Origin of the sequence: Streptomyces sp. NPDC019531, assembly GCF_044903305.1 — a bacterium.
Classification (GTDB): Bacteria; Actinomycetota; Actinomycetes; order Streptomycetales; family Streptomycetaceae; genus Streptomyces.
In genome coordinates this window covers 1-17,374 of the sequence record NZ_JBJDQL010000088.1, presented here as the reverse complement: position 1 = coordinate 17,374, position 17,374 = coordinate 1, and the positions used below count along the sequence as shown (strand labels likewise).

Annotated in this window: 14 protein-coding genes; 13 read left to right on the top strand and 1 reads right to left on the bottom strand. The window is 71.3% G+C overall.

The window, feature by feature from the left end; genetic code table 11:
* From ACI2L1_RS43970 to ACI2L1_RS43930, 9 genes are all read left to right on the top strand, one after another.
* Window positions 1-2,355 (top strand): type I polyketide synthase (locus ACI2L1_RS43970; protein WP_404745104.1); only part of this gene is annotated, 2,355 nt, incomplete at its 5' end.
* Between the two features lie 579 nt (window positions 2,356-2,934).
* Window positions 2,935-5,727, top strand: a complete 2,793-nt coding sequence (locus ACI2L1_RS43965) for an AAA family ATPase (protein WP_404745103.1) — start codon at window positions 2,935-2,937, stop codon at window positions 5,725-5,727.
* A 309-nt stretch (window positions 5,728-6,036) separates the two neighbouring features.
* The gene (gene mftB / locus ACI2L1_RS43960) at window positions 6,037-6,216 is read left to right on the top strand and encodes a mycofactocin biosynthesis chaperone MftB (protein WP_404745102.1); all 180 of its coding nucleotides are present in this window, start codon (window positions 6,037-6,039) and stop codon (window positions 6,214-6,216) included.
* Between the two features lie 8 nt (window positions 6,217-6,224).
* Complete coding sequence (locus tag ACI2L1_RS43955; RefSeq protein ID WP_404745101.1) at window positions 6,225-6,692, top strand: SPASM domain-containing protein; 468 nt, start codon at window positions 6,225-6,227, stop codon at window positions 6,690-6,692.
* A 163-nt stretch (window positions 6,693-6,855) separates the two neighbouring features.
* Window positions 6,856-7,647: an ABC transporter ATP-binding protein gene (locus tag ACI2L1_RS43950; protein WP_404745100.1), complete on the top strand. Its 792-nt coding sequence runs from the start codon at window positions 6,856-6,858 to the stop codon at window positions 7,645-7,647.
* A gap of 3 nt (window positions 7,648-7,650) precedes the next feature.
* Window positions 7,651-8,991, top strand: a complete 1,341-nt coding sequence (locus ACI2L1_RS43945; protein WP_404745099.1) for an FtsX-like permease family protein — start codon at window positions 7,651-7,653, stop codon at window positions 8,989-8,991.
* A gap of 338 nt (window positions 8,992-9,329) precedes the next feature.
* The gene (locus ACI2L1_RS43940) at window positions 9,330-9,620 is read left to right on the top strand and encodes a PqqD family protein (protein WP_404745098.1); all 291 of its coding nucleotides are present in this window, start codon (window positions 9,330-9,332) and stop codon (window positions 9,618-9,620) included.
* A 167-nt stretch (window positions 9,621-9,787) separates the two neighbouring features.
* Window positions 9,788-11,029, top strand: coding sequence for a cytochrome P450 (locus ACI2L1_RS43935; protein ID WP_404745097.1), 1,242 nt, complete (start codon window positions 9,788-9,790; stop codon window positions 11,027-11,029).
* Window positions 11,030-11,383: 354 nt separating this feature from the next.
* On the top strand, window positions 11,384-12,103 hold the full coding sequence (locus ACI2L1_RS43930) for a hypothetical protein (RefSeq protein WP_404745096.1): 720 nt from the start codon (window positions 11,384-11,386) through the stop codon (window positions 12,101-12,103).
* 145 nt (window positions 12,104-12,248) lie between these two features.
* Here the strand turns inward: ACI2L1_RS43930 and ACI2L1_RS43925 are convergent, their stop codons facing one another.
* A complete protein-coding gene (locus tag ACI2L1_RS43925) occupies window positions 12,249-13,097 on the bottom strand; it encodes a mycofactocin-coupled SDR family oxidoreductase (protein ID WP_404745095.1) in 849 nt (282 codons plus the stop codon).
* A gap of 253 nt (window positions 13,098-13,350) precedes the next feature.
* Here ACI2L1_RS43925 and ACI2L1_RS43920 point away from each other — a divergent pair, with 253 nt between their 5' ends.
* The 4 genes from ACI2L1_RS43920 to ACI2L1_RS43905 form a co-directional block, all read left to right on the top strand.
* The gene (locus ACI2L1_RS43920) at window positions 13,351-14,598 is read left to right on the top strand and encodes an LLM class flavin-dependent oxidoreductase (protein WP_404745094.1); all 1,248 of its coding nucleotides are present in this window, start codon (window positions 13,351-13,353) and stop codon (window positions 14,596-14,598) included.
* A 42-nt stretch (window positions 14,599-14,640) separates the two neighbouring features.
* Complete coding sequence (locus ACI2L1_RS43915; protein ID WP_404745093.1) at window positions 14,641-15,096, top strand: SRPBCC family protein; 456 nt, start codon at window positions 14,641-14,643, stop codon at window positions 15,094-15,096.
* Window positions 15,093-16,505 carry an NAD(P)/FAD-dependent oxidoreductase gene (locus tag ACI2L1_RS43910; RefSeq protein WP_404745092.1) on the top strand — a complete coding sequence of 471 codons (1,413 nt, stop codon included), beginning with the start codon at window positions 15,093-15,095 and terminating at the stop codon, window positions 16,503-16,505. Before ACI2L1_RS43915 ends, ACI2L1_RS43910 begins: the two co-directional genes overlap by 4 nt.
* A 63-nt stretch (window positions 16,506-16,568) precedes the next feature.
* Window positions 16,569-17,374 (top strand): beta-ketoacyl synthase N-terminal-like domain-containing protein (locus ACI2L1_RS43905; RefSeq protein ID WP_404745091.1); only part of this gene is annotated, 806 nt, incomplete at its 3' end.

Genomic DNA, 17,374 nt, shown 5'->3' with positions numbered 1-17,374 from the left:
GAAGGCGGCGCCGGCGTCCAGATCCAGGTCGCCGTAGCCGCCCCCGACGACACCGGACGCCGCACCCTGCGCATCTACTCCCGCCCCGACACCACCAACCCCCCGCACACGGACTGGACCCTGCACGCCGACGGCACCCTCGCCCCCGCATCGCGGCAGGCTCCCGCCCCGGACCTGACCCAGTGGCCCCCGCCCGGCGCCACAGCGCTGACCGTCGACGACGCCTACGACACCCTCCTGCGCCAGGGCTACGCCTACGGCCCGGTGTTCCAAGGCCTGAAGGCCGCCTGGCACGACGGTGACGACGTCTACGCCGAAGTAACCCTCCCCGACGGAGAGTCCACCGACCAGGCCCCCCGATTCGGCATCCACCCCGCCCTCCTCGACGCCGCCATGCACGCACTCAGCGTCGGTGAAACGGGAGACGAGCCGACGCTGCTGCCCTACTCGTGGTCGGGCGTGAGCCTGCGTGCCATGGGGACGTCGGCCGTGCGGGTGCGGCTGTCGCGACCCGGCGAGAACAAGCTCTCCATGCAACTGGCCGATATGGAAGGCCGACCGGTCGGCTCGGTGGACGTGCTGGCCCTCAGGCCGGTCTCGGCGGCCCAGTTGGCGGCCGACACGGAGGGCGACTCCCTGTTCCGGATCGAATGGGAGCCGCTGCTCGCTCCGCCGGCTGCGACCGGGGCAGACGCCCCCGCGCTGCTGCCGTGGCGCGACCTGCCCACCGAGGGACCGGTCCCTGGCACGATCCTCTACGAGTGCCCCGCCGAAGCCGCCGACGACGGCCCCCTCGCAGCCGCGCGCTCCACGGCGTACGACACCCTGTCGGTGGTCCAGCAATGGCTCGCCCAAGACCGCTTCGCCGACGCGCGGTTGATCGTGACGACCCGCAACGCCGCCCACACCGAACCCGGCACCGAGCTCGATCTCGGTCAGTACCCGGTGTGGGGCCTGCTCCGAGCGGCCCAGGCGGAGAATCCGGGCCGCTTCCAGCTGATCGACCTCGACGACGCCCCCGAGTCGCGCGCCCTGCTGCCCGCGGCCGTGGCCAGCGGGGAACCCGAGGCCGCGATCCACCATGGGCGGATCCTCCTGCCCCGCTGGGCTCGCGCCTCCGGCATGTCCGGCGCGGCAGGCACGGCCGACGGGCCGACCGCACTGTCCGGCTTCGGCGCGGACGGGACCGTACTGGTCACCGGAGGCACGGGCGGCCTGGGTGCGGCCCTGGCCCGGCATCTCGTGGCCGAGCACGGCGTACGGCATCTGCTGCTGGTCAGCCGGCGCGGACCCGAGGCCACCGGGGCGAGCGAACTCGAGAAGGAACTCGCCGCCGCGGGCGCCGAGGTGACCATCACCGCATGTGACGTCGCCGATCGCGACGACCTCGCCGCTCTCCTCGCCGCTGTACCCGCCGAGCATCCCCTCACCGGAATCGTCCATACGGCCGGTGTCGTCCACAACGGGGTGATCGGCTCGTGGACACCGGAGTCGGTGGACGCGACGTTCGCGCCGAAGGTGAACGGGGCCTGGCATCTGCACGAGCTCACCCGCCACCTGGATCTGCGGGCCTTCGTGCTGTACTCCTCGGCCGGCGGGATGGTGCTGGCCCAGGGACAGGCGGGTTACGCCGCCGCGAACGTCTTCCTGGACGGACTGGCCCTGGAACGGCAGCGCTTGGGCCTTCCCGCGATCTCGCTGGCCTGGGGAGCCTGGGCGGTGGACATGGGGATGAGCCGCGAACTGTCGGAGATCGATCTGCAGCGGATGGAGAGCCAGGGGCTGCCCGCCTTCTCGGTGGAGGACGGCCTGGCCCTGTTCGACGCGGCGCTCGCCACGGGGGAATCGGTGGTCGCGCCGGTGCGCCTCAACACGGCTGCGCTGCGCGGACGTCCGGGCGTGGTGCCGGCGCTGCTGCGCCGCCTCGTGCGCGTGCCGGTGCGTCTTACGGCACGCGGCGCGGCGGGGGAGGCCACCGGGACTGAGCTGGTGGGGAGGCTGTCGAGACTGTCCGCCGCGGAGCGGGAGAGCGCGCTGCTGGAGATCGTCCGTACCCATGCGGCCTCGGTGCTCGGGCACGGCGGTGCGGAGGCGATCGACCCCGAACGCGGCTTCCTGGACATCGGTTTCGACTCGCTGAGCGCGCTCGAGATGCGCAACCGCATGGTCACTGTGGCGGGACGCAACCTCGCGCCGATGCTCGTCTTCGACCACCCGTCGGCCACGGCGCTTGCCCGGTATCTTCAGGAGCTGCTTTTCCACACGGAGGACCCCGGAGTCGGGGCCGATCTGGAGGCGGCCTCGGCAGAGGATCTTTTCGCCATCCTTGATGAGGAACTGGAGACACGCGGCTGAGCCGGAGTTGTGCCGGTTCGCCCGGTGTTCGCCTGCCGTCTCGACCAGCGGGACGCAGGCGGCACCGGGTGTTTTTGCGTCAACCGGCAGTTTGGGCGGTGTGTCCGACGTGACAGCTACCGGCTGGCTTTAAAGAACCGTTACCTCTTAGCGTTTCAGCCACGGCTCAGGTAGCATTCAGACGCACGCTCGTATGGGACGGACGTGTGTTTGAGTCGAGGTGGCTGGGGGCTGTACCTCGCCGGCCGTTCTCGGCCGGAGGCGATCTCGTCATCGTCGTCGTGGCTGGATCAATGAGCGGGGGCTCGGTATGTCGGTCAGCGCGTTTCCTTGGGTGCAGTCAGCCGCGTCCACCTGCCAGTCATCCGCATCAGGCATCGAACTGGCGTTCCGTTAGGTTGGTTCGTGTCCCCGTTGTCCCTGGACGGCGGAGCACACTTTCCCGGATCACGACGTGTAGTCAGCCGCATCGGCCGGCCCGCTTCGCGCGGACGCCGGCGTCGCGGCCCGAGGAGCGCCACAGGACACGCAGAGCACGTTTAGGCAAGGGCACGTTACGGGTTCAAGGGGGAACCGTTGATGACGCCTATCCACCAAGAAGAGCTCAGCCGACTCAAGCGCCTGTACCGAGAGAGCGAGGCGGGACACGGTCATGTCGTCCTGGTCAACGGGGGGTTGGGGGTCGGCAAGACCGACCTGCTCCGTGACTTCTGCAAGGACGCGTCGGACTGTGGCGCGCTGGTGATGCGCGCCAGCGGATCGAGAGCCGAGCAGATGATGCGGGCCGGCGTATTGGAGCAACTGGTGCACAGCACCGAACTTCCCGCCGCCGTCGCCATCCAGCTGGAGGCGCTGATGCGGGCCGAGGTCTTACGCGACCCGGCTGACACCGCGGACATCGGCGGCATGCGGCGCGACGAGGCGCAGGCGCTGCACCGGCTCAGCGGCTTACTTCTGGAGCGGGCCGAGGAACGGCCCCTGGTCATCGCCGTCGACGACATCCAGTTCGCGGACAGCACCTCCCTGAACTTCCTGCTCTGGCTGCAGCGCCGCATGGAGAGCGCCCGGGTGCTGGTCATCCTCACCGAGTGGGAACGGCCACAGTGCGTACCGGCCAAGTTCCACGCCGAGTTGAACCGGTTCGGGCACCAGTGGATCCACCTGGTGCCGCTCGGCGTCGACCGGGTGGCCGGTGTCCTGGCCGCGGCGCTGGACGGACCCGTGCCGCACCGGATGGCCCAGGACTACCACCGGGCCAGCGGCGGCAACGCGGTCCTGCTGAAGGCGCTGCTGGAGGACCGCCGCGACGGCTTCGCCGACACGGAGGACACCGCGGAGCAGGAACCGCCGACCGGGCCCGCGTTCGCCCGTGCCGTCCTGTCCTGCCTGCACGCCTGGGACACCGACCTGCTGCGCGTCGCCCAGACGCTCGTCCTGCTCGGCGGCGAAGCCACACCGGCGCGCATGGGGCAGCTGCTCGGCCTGGAGAGCCGCAGCGTGACCCAGGCGCTGGACGTCCTCACCGACGCGGGCCTGCTGCAAGCGGGCCGGCTGCGCAGCCGCGCCGCCGAAAGCGTGGTACTTGGCAGCCTGCTGCCCGCCGAACACACCCGACTGCGGCTGCACGCGGCCGAACTGCTCTACGAGCGCGGTGCCGCCAGCGACCTCGTCGCCGGCCATCTGATCGCTGCCGACCGGATGGCGGGGGCCTGGTCGACGGCGATCCTCAGGGAGGCAGCGGAGAAGGCGCTGGCCGACGACTCGGCCGTACTCGCCGTGCGCTACCTGAAGCTGGCGCTGGGCGCGGAGAGCGACGAGCACGAGCGGGCCTCCACCGTCGAGACACTGGTGCGCGCGCACTGGCGGCTCAACCCCGCTGCCGCCATGGTCCACTTCGGCGAGCTGGAGCAGGCCATGCAGGACGGCCGGCTGGCCGGGCCCGAGCTGGTCACCCTGATCCGGCAGGCGCTGTGGCAGGGCGAGACCGCGGTCGCGGAGAAGGCACTGGCCCTGGTCCGGGCCCCGGAGAACCAGGTCGACCTGAAGACCCGGGCCGCGGTGCGGCTCGCGGCCCTGTGGATCCACGGGCCCTCGACGCAACTGGACCTCGCCGAACCGGAGCCCCGCAGCGAAGACCCCTGGACCCGTGCGGCCGGCGCGCTGGCCGACGTATGGACGCAGGGCAGCAGCGAGGCCGCGACCGCCAGCGCCGAACACATCCTGCAGAGCTGCCAGCTCGGCGACAACACGGTGGAAGCGCTCGCCACTGCGCTGATCGCCCTGGGCCACGGCGCCAAGGCCGACAAGGCCGCGACCGTGTGCGAGGACCTCATCGAGGAGGCCGGCCGCCGCTCCGCCCCCACCTGGGAGGCGCTGTTGCGGTCGGTCCGCGCGGACATAGCGCTGCGGCGCGGCGAGCTGACCACCGCGGTCGCCCACGCGGACGGAGCCCTCGCCACCCTGCCGCCGGAGAGCTGGGGCGTCCTCATCGGCTATCCGCTCGCCGTGCTGGTGCGCAGCAACACCGCCCTGGGACGGTACGAGGCGGCCGCCCGGGCGCTGCGGTACGTGCTGCCCGACGCCCTGTTCGGCACCGTGCTCGGCCTGCGCTATCTACATGCGCGGGGCAGATATCACCTGGCCACCGACCAGGTCCTGGCGTCGCTGAACGACTTCGAGACCTGCGTCGGCATGCAGCGCCATTGGAACCTGGACCTGACGGCCCTGATGCCGGTGCGCATCGACCTCGCCGAGGCCAATCTGCGCCTCGGCCGGCGCCGGACGGCGCACCAGCTCGCCCGCCAGCAGCTCGAGCGCTGCAAGCCGGACGACAAGGGCGCCCGCGGCCGCGCCCTGCGCGTTCTGGCCGGCTGCAGCGAACTCGCCCAACGGCAGCGCCTGCTCGCCGACTCCGCCGACTGCCTGGAGGCCGCCGGCGAACGCTTCGAGCACGCCTGCGCCCTGGCCGAACTCAGCCAGGTGTACCAGGAGCTGGGCGAGTTCGAGCGGGCCCGGGAGACTTCCCGCCGGGCAACCCAGGAGACCAAGGCGTGCCAGTCGGCCCCCATTCCGACGCAGCGCCGGCGCGACCGGACCGCCGAGGACGCGGTGCCTGCCGCCGAGCAGGCCGGGGACGCCGACCGGGCGCCGATGCTGAGCCAGGCGGAGCGCAAGGTCGCCATGCTGGCCGCGCTCGGGCACACCAACCGCGCCATAGGGCGACGGCTTTTCATCACCGTCTCCACCGTCGAACAGCACCTCACCCGGGTGTACCGCAAGCTCGGCGTGAACGGCCGCACCGACCTGCCGGCCGGCCTCGCGATGGTGGGCGTCCCCGAGCCGGTCGCGGACGCGGAGGCCTACCTGTTGTGATGCACCCCCGGGTGGCGCCCGTTTGCGCCCGGTCCTGTCCGCAGGCCCTGTCGTCACATTCCCGCCTGGCCCACGACGCCTGGCACCCACTGGACCCCCGCCGCGTTGCCGAACCGCCCACGTGACTCCGCGACGAGGGCGCTCCGGAGCCTTGCGATCGCACGCTCCCGCACGCGCGAATCCGCTCGCGGGAACCCCCATCGCCGCCGCGGGACCCGTCCTCCGGGCGGACCACGCGGATGTGACGACAGGGCGTAGGGGCTGGGCAGGGGTCGCTCCGGGGCGCGTTGTGTCGTCGGCTCGCACAGGATGAAGCCCTGCCGGTGCCGTCGAGCGCGTAGGAGACACGGTGTTCGACCAGAGCTGCCGTACCGCTGTTCACGCCGGGTCGCCCTGCGGCCCGAGCCGTTCGGGGCGCTCGCCTACCACTACGGGACCCGGCGTCTGTCCTTTGGCTCATCCTGTGCGGGGCCGACCGGGTGTGCCTGATCGATCCCGTGGGTGACGTCTACGCCTGCCCCTTCGCGGTCCACGACGCCTTCCGGGCCGGCAACGTCCTCGACCTCTACGGCTTCACGGCCGTATGGCGTGAGTCGCCCCGGTTCCCGCGGCTGCGCGCGCCGCAGGAGCCCGGGGCCTGCGGCTCCTGCGCGGCGTACGACAGCTGCCGGGGCGGCTGCACGGCGGCCAGGTTCTTCACCGGGCTGCCGATGGACGGGCAGGACCCGGAGTGCGTCCAGTGGCACGGCGAGCGGGCGCTATCCGCGGTGGCGCGGGAGGACGTACCCCGGCCCGACCGCGACCACTCCCGCACCGGGGCGGCCGCCGCGCGCCGCGTCGGACCGCTGCCCGTGCAGCTGAGCCGCCCCCCCCCGCAGCGGGGACCGCGCCTGCGACACCGGCCCGCTCGCGGGCTTCACCCCGGGTGGCTGACCCGCCCGGGGCCGGCCCCGGGGCCCCGGTGACCTGCGGGCACAGGCCAACTGCGCTGGGCCGGCCAGTGGTTGACACGGACCGGGGTGTACCTAAGGACACCCCGTACTCGGGTGGTACGCCCAATGTGACAGGGCGTCGGCGCCCGTAGCGTCAGTGATGTGGCGCAGAGAGTCGTCCTACGGAGGGTATGGAATGTTGCGACGTACGAGCAGGACCGAGCGCACCGGTAGCGCCGAAGCGCTGCGCCTGGTCGGAGTGACCAAGGTCTACGGCAGCGCCGACAACCGTGTGACCGCGCTGGACGATGTGAGCCTGACCCTGCCCGCCGGGAGTTTCACCGCGGTCATGGGCCCCTCCGGCTCCGGCAAGTCGACCCTGTTGCAGTGCGCGGCCGGACTGGACCGGCCCGACAAGGGTGTCGTCATGGTGGACGGCGAGGAGATGACCGGCGGGAAGGAAGCGGCGCTGACGAAGTTCCGCCGGACGCGGATCGGCTTCGTCTTCCAGCACTACAACCTGCTGCCCACGCTCACCGTGCTGCAGAACACCACCCTTCCGCTGAAGCTCGCCGGCCGGCGCGTCGACAACCGGCTGGCCCGCGAGGTCCTGGACCGGGTCGGTCTCGGCGGCCGTGTCGACCACCGTCCGGACCAGCTCTCCGGCGGCCAGCGGCAGCGCGTCGCCATTGCCCGGGCCCTGGTCGCCGAGCCTCGGGTGATCTTCGCGGACGAGCCCACCGGCGCACTGGACACCCGCAGCGCGCGGGAGATCCTCTCCCTCCTCCAGGAGGCCGTGAACGTCCACGGCCGGACCGTGGTCATGGTGACGCACGACCCTGTCGCCGCGTCCTACGCCGACGCCGTGCTGTTCCTCGCGGACGGCCGGCTGGTCGGGCGGATGGCGAGCCCGACCGTGGACGCCGTCGCGGAGCGGCTGGCCCACCTGGGCGACCTGGTTCACCAGTCCCAGCCGACGGAGGTCTGAGCCGTGCTCGCCCTGGCCATGCGCTCCATCCGGCACCGCCCCGGACGCCTCGCCGCCACGCTGCTGGCGACGTTCCTCGGTGCCGCGATCATCATGACGTTCAACTCCATGCACGACACCGCACAGGCGACGGGCGTCGACGACGTCAGCGCGAAGTCGCTGGGCCAGGTCGCCGGCGTGGTCGGCGGCTACGGCACGCTGCTGGTGTTCTTCGCAGTCGCCTCCACGATGACCGTCAACGTGCGGCAGCGCAGCGAGGAGATCTCCCTGCTGCGCAGCACCGGAGCCACCCCGGCCCAGATCCGGCTGATGGTCGTCGGCGAATCGGCGGTGGTCGCCCTGATCGGCGCGCTGCTGGCGATCGGACCGGGGATGCTCGGCGGCCGGATGCTGCTCGACCTGTTCCAGGACAGCGGGCAGGTCGCCCAGAACGTGGACTACACCTTCGGTCCCGTCGCCCTGCTGACCGGTATCGACACCACTCTCCTGGCATCCGTGGGAGCCGCGTTCCTCGCCGTGCGGCGGGCGACGCGGGCCGCGGCCGGCATCCGCAGCTCCGGCAGGTCCCGGATCCGCGTACTGATCGGTGCGGCCGCGGTCGTCGTCGGCACCATCGGGGTGTGCATCACCCTGTCCATCGACCCGGACGATCCCCTGGTGATGGCGCCGGCGGTGTACGGGGCCGTGCTGATCGCGGTCGGCCTCGCGCTCGTCGCGCCCCTGGCCCTGCGGGGCCTGATGGAGCGGTGTGAACCGTTGCTCACCGGGATCGCCGGGAGCAGCGGCTATCTCGCCGCCCAGAACATGCGCCGGCGCGCTGCCGAGCAGTCCGGCGTGCTGCTGCCGCTGATCCTCTTCATCGGCATGGCAACCGCGACGCTCTACATGCAGGCCATCGACAACGACGTACTGGAGGCCTCCGGCCTGACCCAGTCCGTCACCGACAAGAACGTCGAGACCATGAACCTCGTGGTCGTCGGCATCATCGTGGCCTTCGCCTGCGTCATGCTGATCAACAGCCTGTACGCGGCGACCTCCGACCGCAGCAGGGAGTTCGGCCAGCAGCGTCTCGCGGGTGCGACTCCCGGGCAGGTGCTTACGGCGGTGACCGTCGAGGCGCTTGTGCTGACCGTGCTCGGGGCGTTCTTCGGCACTGTGGCCGCCATCGCGGGCATCCTGCCCTTCAACGCGGCGAAGACCGACTCGGTCCTGCCCGACCAGGGGCTGGGCATCTGGCTGGCGATCGTCGCGATCGCTACCGGGGCCACTCTGATCACCGTGCTGGGCACGGCACTTCGTGTCCTGCGGACACCGGCGGTCCAGGCGGTCGCCGTGACCGCCTGACCGGCGGCCACGCTCGATCGAGGGCTGCCGCGCGACCCCGCAGCCGGGTCCGGCCGCGGGGTCGCGTGCTGCATACGCTCGGCTGGGGGCGGGTCCGGGCGGAGCCGTCTGTACCGGATCACACCCCAGGGCAGACGCACGTACGTACGAGACGATTGTTTGAGCAAGTGTCGTGGCGCAGGGGCCACATGAGCCGGGGAGGTGTGCAAGGTGATCGTCGGGCAGGCGAGCACGGGCGCTCGGTGGGGGGACGGCGCGGCGGACCGCGTGGGCGCGGGGACGGACCCGGCAGTGACGGAGGGCGAGCCGTGCGCGTTCGGCCGAAGCGAGGCGTGACCGTGTCGATCGACAGTCAGGGACGCCTGCTCCTGGGCCGGTTGGGGGAGACGATGAGCTACGTCGGAAACGCCAGCGACACCCTCATGTGGATCGCGCTGCGCCAGTGCGACGGGGACCGCGACGCGGCCGCCCGCACCCTGGCCGACGCCTGGGAGGTCGACCAGGCCAACGCCCGCGCCGACCTCGAACTCTGGGTGGGCGAGATGTGCGCGCTGGGGCTCCTCGAAGACGAGGACCACGACTGCGGTATTCCGACGGCGGAATACCCCGGCGACGCCGGGACCGCCTAGGGGGCCGTAGGGGATGACAGGGAATTGGGGATGAGTAGGTTCTCGCCGTACGACCCCGTTTTCTCCGGTTCTCCAGATTTCCCTTACTGCGGCGGTCGTCGCGATCGATTCCGTGTCACCCACCACGAGGCGGAAATCATCCGCCCTTGTCGAAAGGCAATCTCCGAATGACCGAAGTGGCCGAAAGCACGGGCAGCGGCGGCGAGCCGCGGGAATTCCCGATGCACCGGAAGTGCCCGTTCAGCCCGCCCGAGGGGTACGCCGAACTCCGCGCCGAAGAACCCGTGTCGAAGGCGCGGCTGCGCTGGTCGGGCAAGGAGGTCTGGTTGTTGTCCCGGCACGAGGACGTCCGGCAGCTGCTCGGGGATTCCACCACCAGCTCCAACTGGAAGCACCCCGCATACCCCCTGCAGGTGCCCGTCCCCGACGAGGTCCTGCAGCAACTTGAGCTGCCCCTCGTCGGCATGGACCCGCCCGAGCACGGCGAGCGCCGCCGGATGCTGGTGCCCGAGCTGACCGCCCGCCGCGTCCAGGCGCTGCGGCCCCGCATCCAGGAGATCGTCGACCGGCACATCGACGCCATGCTGGAGGCCGGCGGCAGCGGCGGCACCGTCGACCTGATCGCCTCGCTCGCCTTCCCCGTACCGTCGCTGATCTTCTGCGAACTGATGGGGGTGCCCGCCGAGGACAGCGACTTCTTCAGGCGCTGCGCCGAGACGTTGGTCCGCAGCGACGTGGAACCGCAGGAGATGATGACCGCTCAGCAGGAGCTGGAGGAGTATCTCAACCGCCTCGTCGCCGCGCAGGAGGAGCGGCCCGGCGACGATCTGGTCGGCCGGATCGTCGTCAAGAACCGCACCGAGGGCACCCTCGTCGCCCGGGACATCGCGGGGCTGGCCAAGAACCTCCTGTTCGGCGGCTTCGACACCACCTCCAACATGATTGCCCTGGGCACCATGGTGCTGCTGCAGCACCCCGAGCAGCTCGCCGAGCTCCGCGAGAACCCGCAGCTCCTGCCCGGCGCGGTCGAGGAACTCCTGCGCTACCTGGCCATCGCCGACTCCAGCCCCGCCCGTGTCCTCACCCAGGACGTCGAGATCGGCGGCATCGTACTGCGCGAGGGCGAGGGCGTGATCGCGCTCACCGGCTCCGCCAACCGCGACGAGAAGGCCTTCCCCGACCCCGACACCTTCGACATCCACCGCGACGCCCGCGGCCACTCCGCCTTCGGCCACGGCATCCACCAGTGCCCCGGCGCCAACCTGGTCCGGGTCGAACTGGAGGTCGTCTTCGGCGCTCTGATCCAGCGCATGCCCACGCTGAGGCTCGCCGTCCCCGAGGAAGACGTCCGCTTCAAGACCGACACCCTCGTCCAAGGCGTGGCGGGCACCCTGCCCGTCACCTGGTAACTCCCTCCCTGTTTCCCAGCCTTTGACCGCTCGCTGAGGACGGTCTCCATGATTCAGCAGCCCATCGGCCGTCGAAGAGCGCCTGCTCTCGCCACGGCCACCACCTCACTCCTCGTCCCCGCCGCGCATGCCGCGGCCAATCGGCCCGACCAGGGCGCCGCTCCCCACGGCCGCCCACGGACGATCACCGGACACGCGGACTCCCTGCACCAGGAAGGCATTGCCTGGGATCCCACGCCGCAATGCCTTCCTGGTCAGTTCCACCCGCCACGGCAGTGTCGCCATGGTCGGCCTCGACGGAAGGGTCATGCCCCTGGTCGACGACCCCGATCCACACATCGTCTCCGCGTCGGCATGCACGTCGACGTCCGGCGGGGCCGGTTCCGCACCGGCTACCACGACCTGGGCGTGGGCACGCGCTCCATGCCGGAGACCTTTCTGAAGGCCTCCGGCCTCGTCGAGTACGACCTGGCCACCGGTCGGCAGGTCCGGCTGGTCGACCCGGCCCTCGGCCCGTCCCCGATCCACGCCGCCGACCGCATCTGCGTAGACGCGGACGGCAACGCCTATGTCGTCGACCCGGCAGCCGGGTACGTCTACCGCGTCACCGCCGGCGGCGAGGCGTCCATCCTGGTCGCCGGCGAACCCCTTGCCCCCGCAAACGAGGGCGCCGGCATCACCGGCATCGCCCTGCACCCACGAGGGTTCCTCCTGGTCAACCACTACAGCGCGGGCCGCATCGTGCGCATCCCGCTGGACCGGCCCGGCGCGTTGAGCGTCGTCCTGGAGGATCCCGCGCCGGCCGGCGGCGACGGCACCGTGCTGCGCCGTGACAACTCCCTGCTCGTGGTCCCCGACAACCTGGCGGCCGCCGCAGGACACGACGCCGTTGTCGAGGTCGGCGCTGCCTCCTGCTGGACGACCGCCCGCGTGGCTCACACCAGGGCCCCCTGGCCGGTGCCCGTTCCCACGGACGCGGCCGCCACCCCGTACGGCACCTACTTGCTCAGCGGCCGTGCCGACGTTCTCTTCCACGGAGGGCCGGCCGACGACTTCGTCTTGCAGCGGCTGTGAGGACGAAGTCCCCGAAACCCACGGGCCGCGCCGCTCCGGACATCCCCCGACGAAGGGGCACGGCCCGTGCCTCGTGCCGCGTTCCCCCGCGCGGCACAACACGACGGCCGCCGCGGACACCTGCCCGCGGCGGCCGTCGTCCTGTTCACTTTCCGGCGTTGACCAGGGCGCCGCCGTCCACCTTCAGGTGCAGCCCCGTCACAAAACGGGACTCGTCCGAGACCAGGTAGACCACCGCGTGCGAGACATCCACCGGCTCCACGAACGGAATCGGCATCGCCTGCACCGTCGTCAGGCCCGGCACCGCGTCCTCGAACGTCGGCTCCTCCAGATCGGGGCGGAAGATCCGGTACATCGCCTCGTTGCGGATCATCTCCGTGTCCACGTTCGCCGGATGTACGGCGTTCAGCCGCCGTCCGCTCGGCGCGAGGAACGGCGCGAACCAGTTCACGTACTGCACCAGCGCCTGCTTGGCGAACGCGTACCCGGTTCCGCCCGGCCCCATCGGACCCGGCTGCCCGTGGTCGAACAGCAGCCCGGCCGCCGAGCCGATCACGACCACGGACGCACCGTCGCCAAGGTGGGGCATCGAGGCGTGCACCGTGTTGAGAACGCCCGTCAGATTGACGTCCACGGTGTCCCCGAACGCCCGCAGCGGCCGGTTGGCACCGACTGGACTGATCCCCGCGTTGGCCACCACCGCGTCCAGGCGTCCCAACTGCTCGACACCCTCGGCGATCGCCGAGTCCAGAGCGGCCCGGTCGCGCACATCGGCCTGCAGAGCGACCACCCGGCGGCCCGCCTTCTCCACCAGCCGGGCCGTTTCCTGAAGATCCTCCGCGCTCGCCATCGGATACTCGGCGATCTCGTTGTCCTGGCACACGTCCAGGGCGATGATGTCGGCGCCCTCCTCTGCCAGTCGTACGGCGTGACTGCGGCCCTGCCCGCGGCCGGCCCCGGTGATCACCACGACCTTGCCGTCCACTCGTCCCATTCCGACCCTCCGATTGTCGATTAGGGAAACGGCAGATACCGATCCGCCGCGCTGTCCTCACTTCCTATCGCGGCACGGCCGGCAAAAAGCCTCCAGAAGCCCCCTAAGGGCCCGGCATCCCAGTTCCCCGACCCCGGGGGCGGGCGGTAAATACGGCTAAGGGAGGCTAGGGGTTTGCTAGGGGATCCGATGCCACCGCCCCGGATTACTGTGGCCTGCGTCGCGAATGATCCGCAGAGGAAGAGGATCCGTCATGCGTTTTGGTCTGCTCTACCATCACCAAGTACCGCGGCCCTGGACGCAGGACAGCGAAGAACGCGTCATCCGGGAATCGCTGGAACAGATCGAAACCGCCGACCACCTGGGTTACGACTACGTCTGGGCCACCGAGCACCACTTCCTGGAGGAGTACTCCCACGGCAGCGCGCCCGAGGTGTTCCTCGCCGCCGCCGCCGCCCGCACCGAGCGCATACGCCTCGCCCATGGCATCGTGTCGCTGCCGCCGGCCGTGAACCACCCCGCCCGCGTCGCCGAGCGCCTCGCCATGCTGGACCTGGTCTCCGGCGGCCGCGTCGACTTCGGCTCCGGTCAGGGCAGCACCCAGCACGAGCTCGGCGGCTTCGGCGTGGAGCGCGAGACCAAGCGGGAGCAGTGGCGCGAGGCCATCGGCGTGGTCACCCGGATGCTCGCCGACGAGCCGTTCACCGGCCACAAGGGCACCTGGATCGACGTCCCGCCGCGCAACGTCGTGCCCAAGCCCAAGCAAAAGCCGCACCCGCCGCTCTGGCTGGCCTGCAGCAACGCCGAGACCATCAGGACCGCCGCCCGCCTCGGCATGGGCGCGCTGTCCATCGCCTTCATCTCAGTTGAAGAGGCCCGCGAGTGGGCCGAGGAGTACTACCGGATCATCGCCTCCGAGGAGTGCGTGCCGGTGGGCCGGGCGGTCAACCCCAACTTCGCCATCGTCATGCCGTTCATGTGCCACGAGGACGAGCAGACGGCCTTCGACCGCGGCCTCGACGGCGCCCACTTCTTCGCCCACGCCTTCGGCCACTATTACGCCTTCGGCCATCACCGCCCCGGCACCACCGACCTCGGCAGCGCCTTCGAGCAGATCCGCGACGGCTACGCCGACAACCTGCCGCCGGAGATGGCCTCCCGGGTCGAGTCGCTGCGCCGCGCCATCGGCACTCCCGACAAACTCCGGGCCATGGTCCGCGGTTACGAGGAAGCCGGCATCGACCAGATCATCTTCCAGGCCCAGATCGGCAGCACCCGGCACGAGCACATCTGCGAGTCCCTGGAGTTGTTCGCCGCCGAGGTCATGCCCGAGTTCGCCGAGCGGCGCCCCGCTCAGGACGAGGCGAAGGAGCAGCGGCTCGCCGGCCCGATGGAGAAGGCCCTCGGCCGCATCGAGCCGGACACCACCGATGTCTCCGAGTACGTCATCGCCACCGACATGGAGGCCTTCGGGCCCGCCACCGGCCAGACCGCGGGCTGACCGCCCGCCCCGCCCCGGCACCTCGGATCCCAGGGGGGTTCCATGCAACTGAAGTTCAGCGAGTCCGTGACGATCAACGGCAGCATCAGTGACATCTGGACGACCGCGACCGACGCGGGCACCTGGGCCGACTGGGACCCACACCTGGTGGACTGCGGCTTCGACGGCCCCTTCGCCCCGGGCGGCACCGGCTGGACCCGGCTGCACGGCACCCCGGGCAACTCCCGCGGCCCTTTCACCGTCACCGCGGTCGACCCCGAGCGCTCCTACTCCACCGAATCGCCCATGCCCATGGGCAAGATGCTCATCACCACCCGGTTCGACCCGGCCGGCACCGACCGGGTCACCGTCACCCGCGACATCGAACTGCACGGCGGATTCGTGCCGTTCTTCCGGCTGTTCTTCCTGAAGATGATGCGCCGCGACATCCCGCGCACGTTCGCGGCCCTGGAGAAGGAAGCCGCCCGCCGCTCCGTGGAAGCAGGCGAAGCCGTATGACGCACGCCGTGGTTCTCGGCGGCGGCATCGCCGGCCTGCTCGCCGCCTCCACCCTCGCCCGCCACACCGACCGCGTCACCCTCGTCGAGGGCGACCGCTTCCCGGCCGCCCCCCAGCACCGCAAAGGGCTGCCGCAGGCCTACCAGAACCACCTGCTGATGCGTGGCGGCACCCAGGCCGTCGACGCCCTCCTGCCCGGCACCACCGCGCGGCTGCTGGAGGCCGGCGCCCACCGGCGCCTGCTGGGCCAGGAGATCCTGACCCTCACCGCGCAGGGCTGGTTCCGGCGCCACCCCACCGACGCGTACGTCATCGCCTGCAGCCGCGACCTCATCGACCACACCTTGCGCGCCCAGGCCCTGTGGACGAAGCGGATCACCGTCCGGGAGGGCACCCGGGTCACCGGGCTCCTCGGCGACCCGCAGAAGATCACCGGTGTCCGGGTGGCACCGGCCGACGGAGGCCCCGAGGAACAACTCGGGGCGGACCTCGTCGTCGACGCCAGCGGCAGCCGGTCCAAGTCTCCCCAGTGGCTGTCCGCACTCGGCCTGCCCGACGTCACGGAGGAACACCTCGACGCCGGCCTCGCCTACGCCGGCCGCTGGTACACCGCCCCGCTCGAGGCCGCCGCGGACATGCCCGCCGTCCTCATCCAGACCGAGTCCGGCTCCGGCCGGCCCGGCCGGGGAGCGGCACTCTTCCCCAACGAGGACGGCCGCTGGATCGTCGCCCTGATGGGCACCCGGGGCGCCCACCCGCCCAACGACGACGAAGGCTTCCTGGAGTACGCCCGCAGCCTGCGCCACCCCGTCGTCGCCGAACTCCTCGAGCAGGCCACCCCCATCGGCCCCATCCGCCACGCCCGCGCCCTCGCCAACCGGCGCCGCTTCTACGAGAAGCTGCCGGTACCCGACGGATACGTGGCGCTGGGCGACGTCGTCTGCGTGCTCAGCCCCAACTACGCCACCGGCATGTCCCTCGCCGCGCTCGGCGCCCTCGCGCTGCGCACCCAGCTGCGCACCACCGGCCTCGTCCCCGGCTTCTCCCGCAAGGTGCAGTCGGCCGTCGCCAAGGTCGTCGCCCCCGCCTGGCAGATGGCCGTCACCAACGACAGCGGCTTCCCCGGCGTGGAGACCGACGTCACCCTCCGCGGCACCGGCTTCTCCCACGCCATGACCAGGCGTTGGACCCGCACCGCCTTGGAACACCCGGTCCTCGCCGACCTCACCATGCGCATGACCGACCTGACGGCAGCGCCCACCGAGATGATGCGGCCCTCCCTGATGGCGGCCCTGCTGCGCGGCCCCCGCCGGCCGCAGCTGACCGCCGACGAGGCGATCGCCCAGTTCCCGGAATTCGGTTCGCTGCTCAAGCCCGCGGAAGGGCCCGTACCGGCACCCGAGAGGTGACTCGCCGGGCCCCGCCCGCCCCGCCCACGCCCCGCCGCCCGCCGGCTCCGCCCGGGCCACGACATGTTGACCGGCGACGCGAGCCGGCTTCTCACCACCAGACACAGGGAGACGGCCCCGGTGAGCAACGAGGAAAAGCTGACGGCATATCTCAAGCGGACCCTCGCCGAACTGCGGGAAGCACGGCGGTGCCTCACCGAGGCGGCCCGCAAACCGGACGACGAGGCGGTCGTCGTCGTCGGCATGGCGTGCCGCTACCCCGGCGGTGTCACCACACCGGAGGGACTGTGGCGGGTGGTGGCGGACGGGGTGGATGCCGTGTCCGGTTTCCCCACGGATCGAGGCTGGGACATCGAGGGTCTGTACGACCCCGAGCCCGGCACGCCCGGCAGGTCTGTCACCCGGGAAGGCGGATTCCTCTACGACGCCGCCGAGTTCGACCCGGCCTTCTTCGGGATCAGCCCCAAGGAAGCCCTGACAATGGACCCGCAGCAGCGGCTGCTGCTGGAGACCTCGTGGGAGGCCTGCGAACGCGCCGGCATCGACCCGACGACCCTCAAGGGCAGCCGCACCGGGGTCTTCGCCGGCCTCATGTACCACGACTACGCCATGGGCAGCGAACCCGGCAGCACCGACGCCGGCAGCCTGGTCTCCGGCCGGGTGTCCTACACCCTCGGTCTGGAGGGCCCGTCGGTGACGGTGGACACCGCCTGCTCGTCATCGCTGGTAGCGCTGCATCTGGCCGCCCAGGCCCTGCGCCGCGGCGACTGCACCCTGGCGCTCGCGGGCGGGGTGACGGTGATGGCGAACCCGGACATGTTCGTTTACTTCAGCACCCAGCGTGGCATGGCCCCGGACGGGCGCTGCAA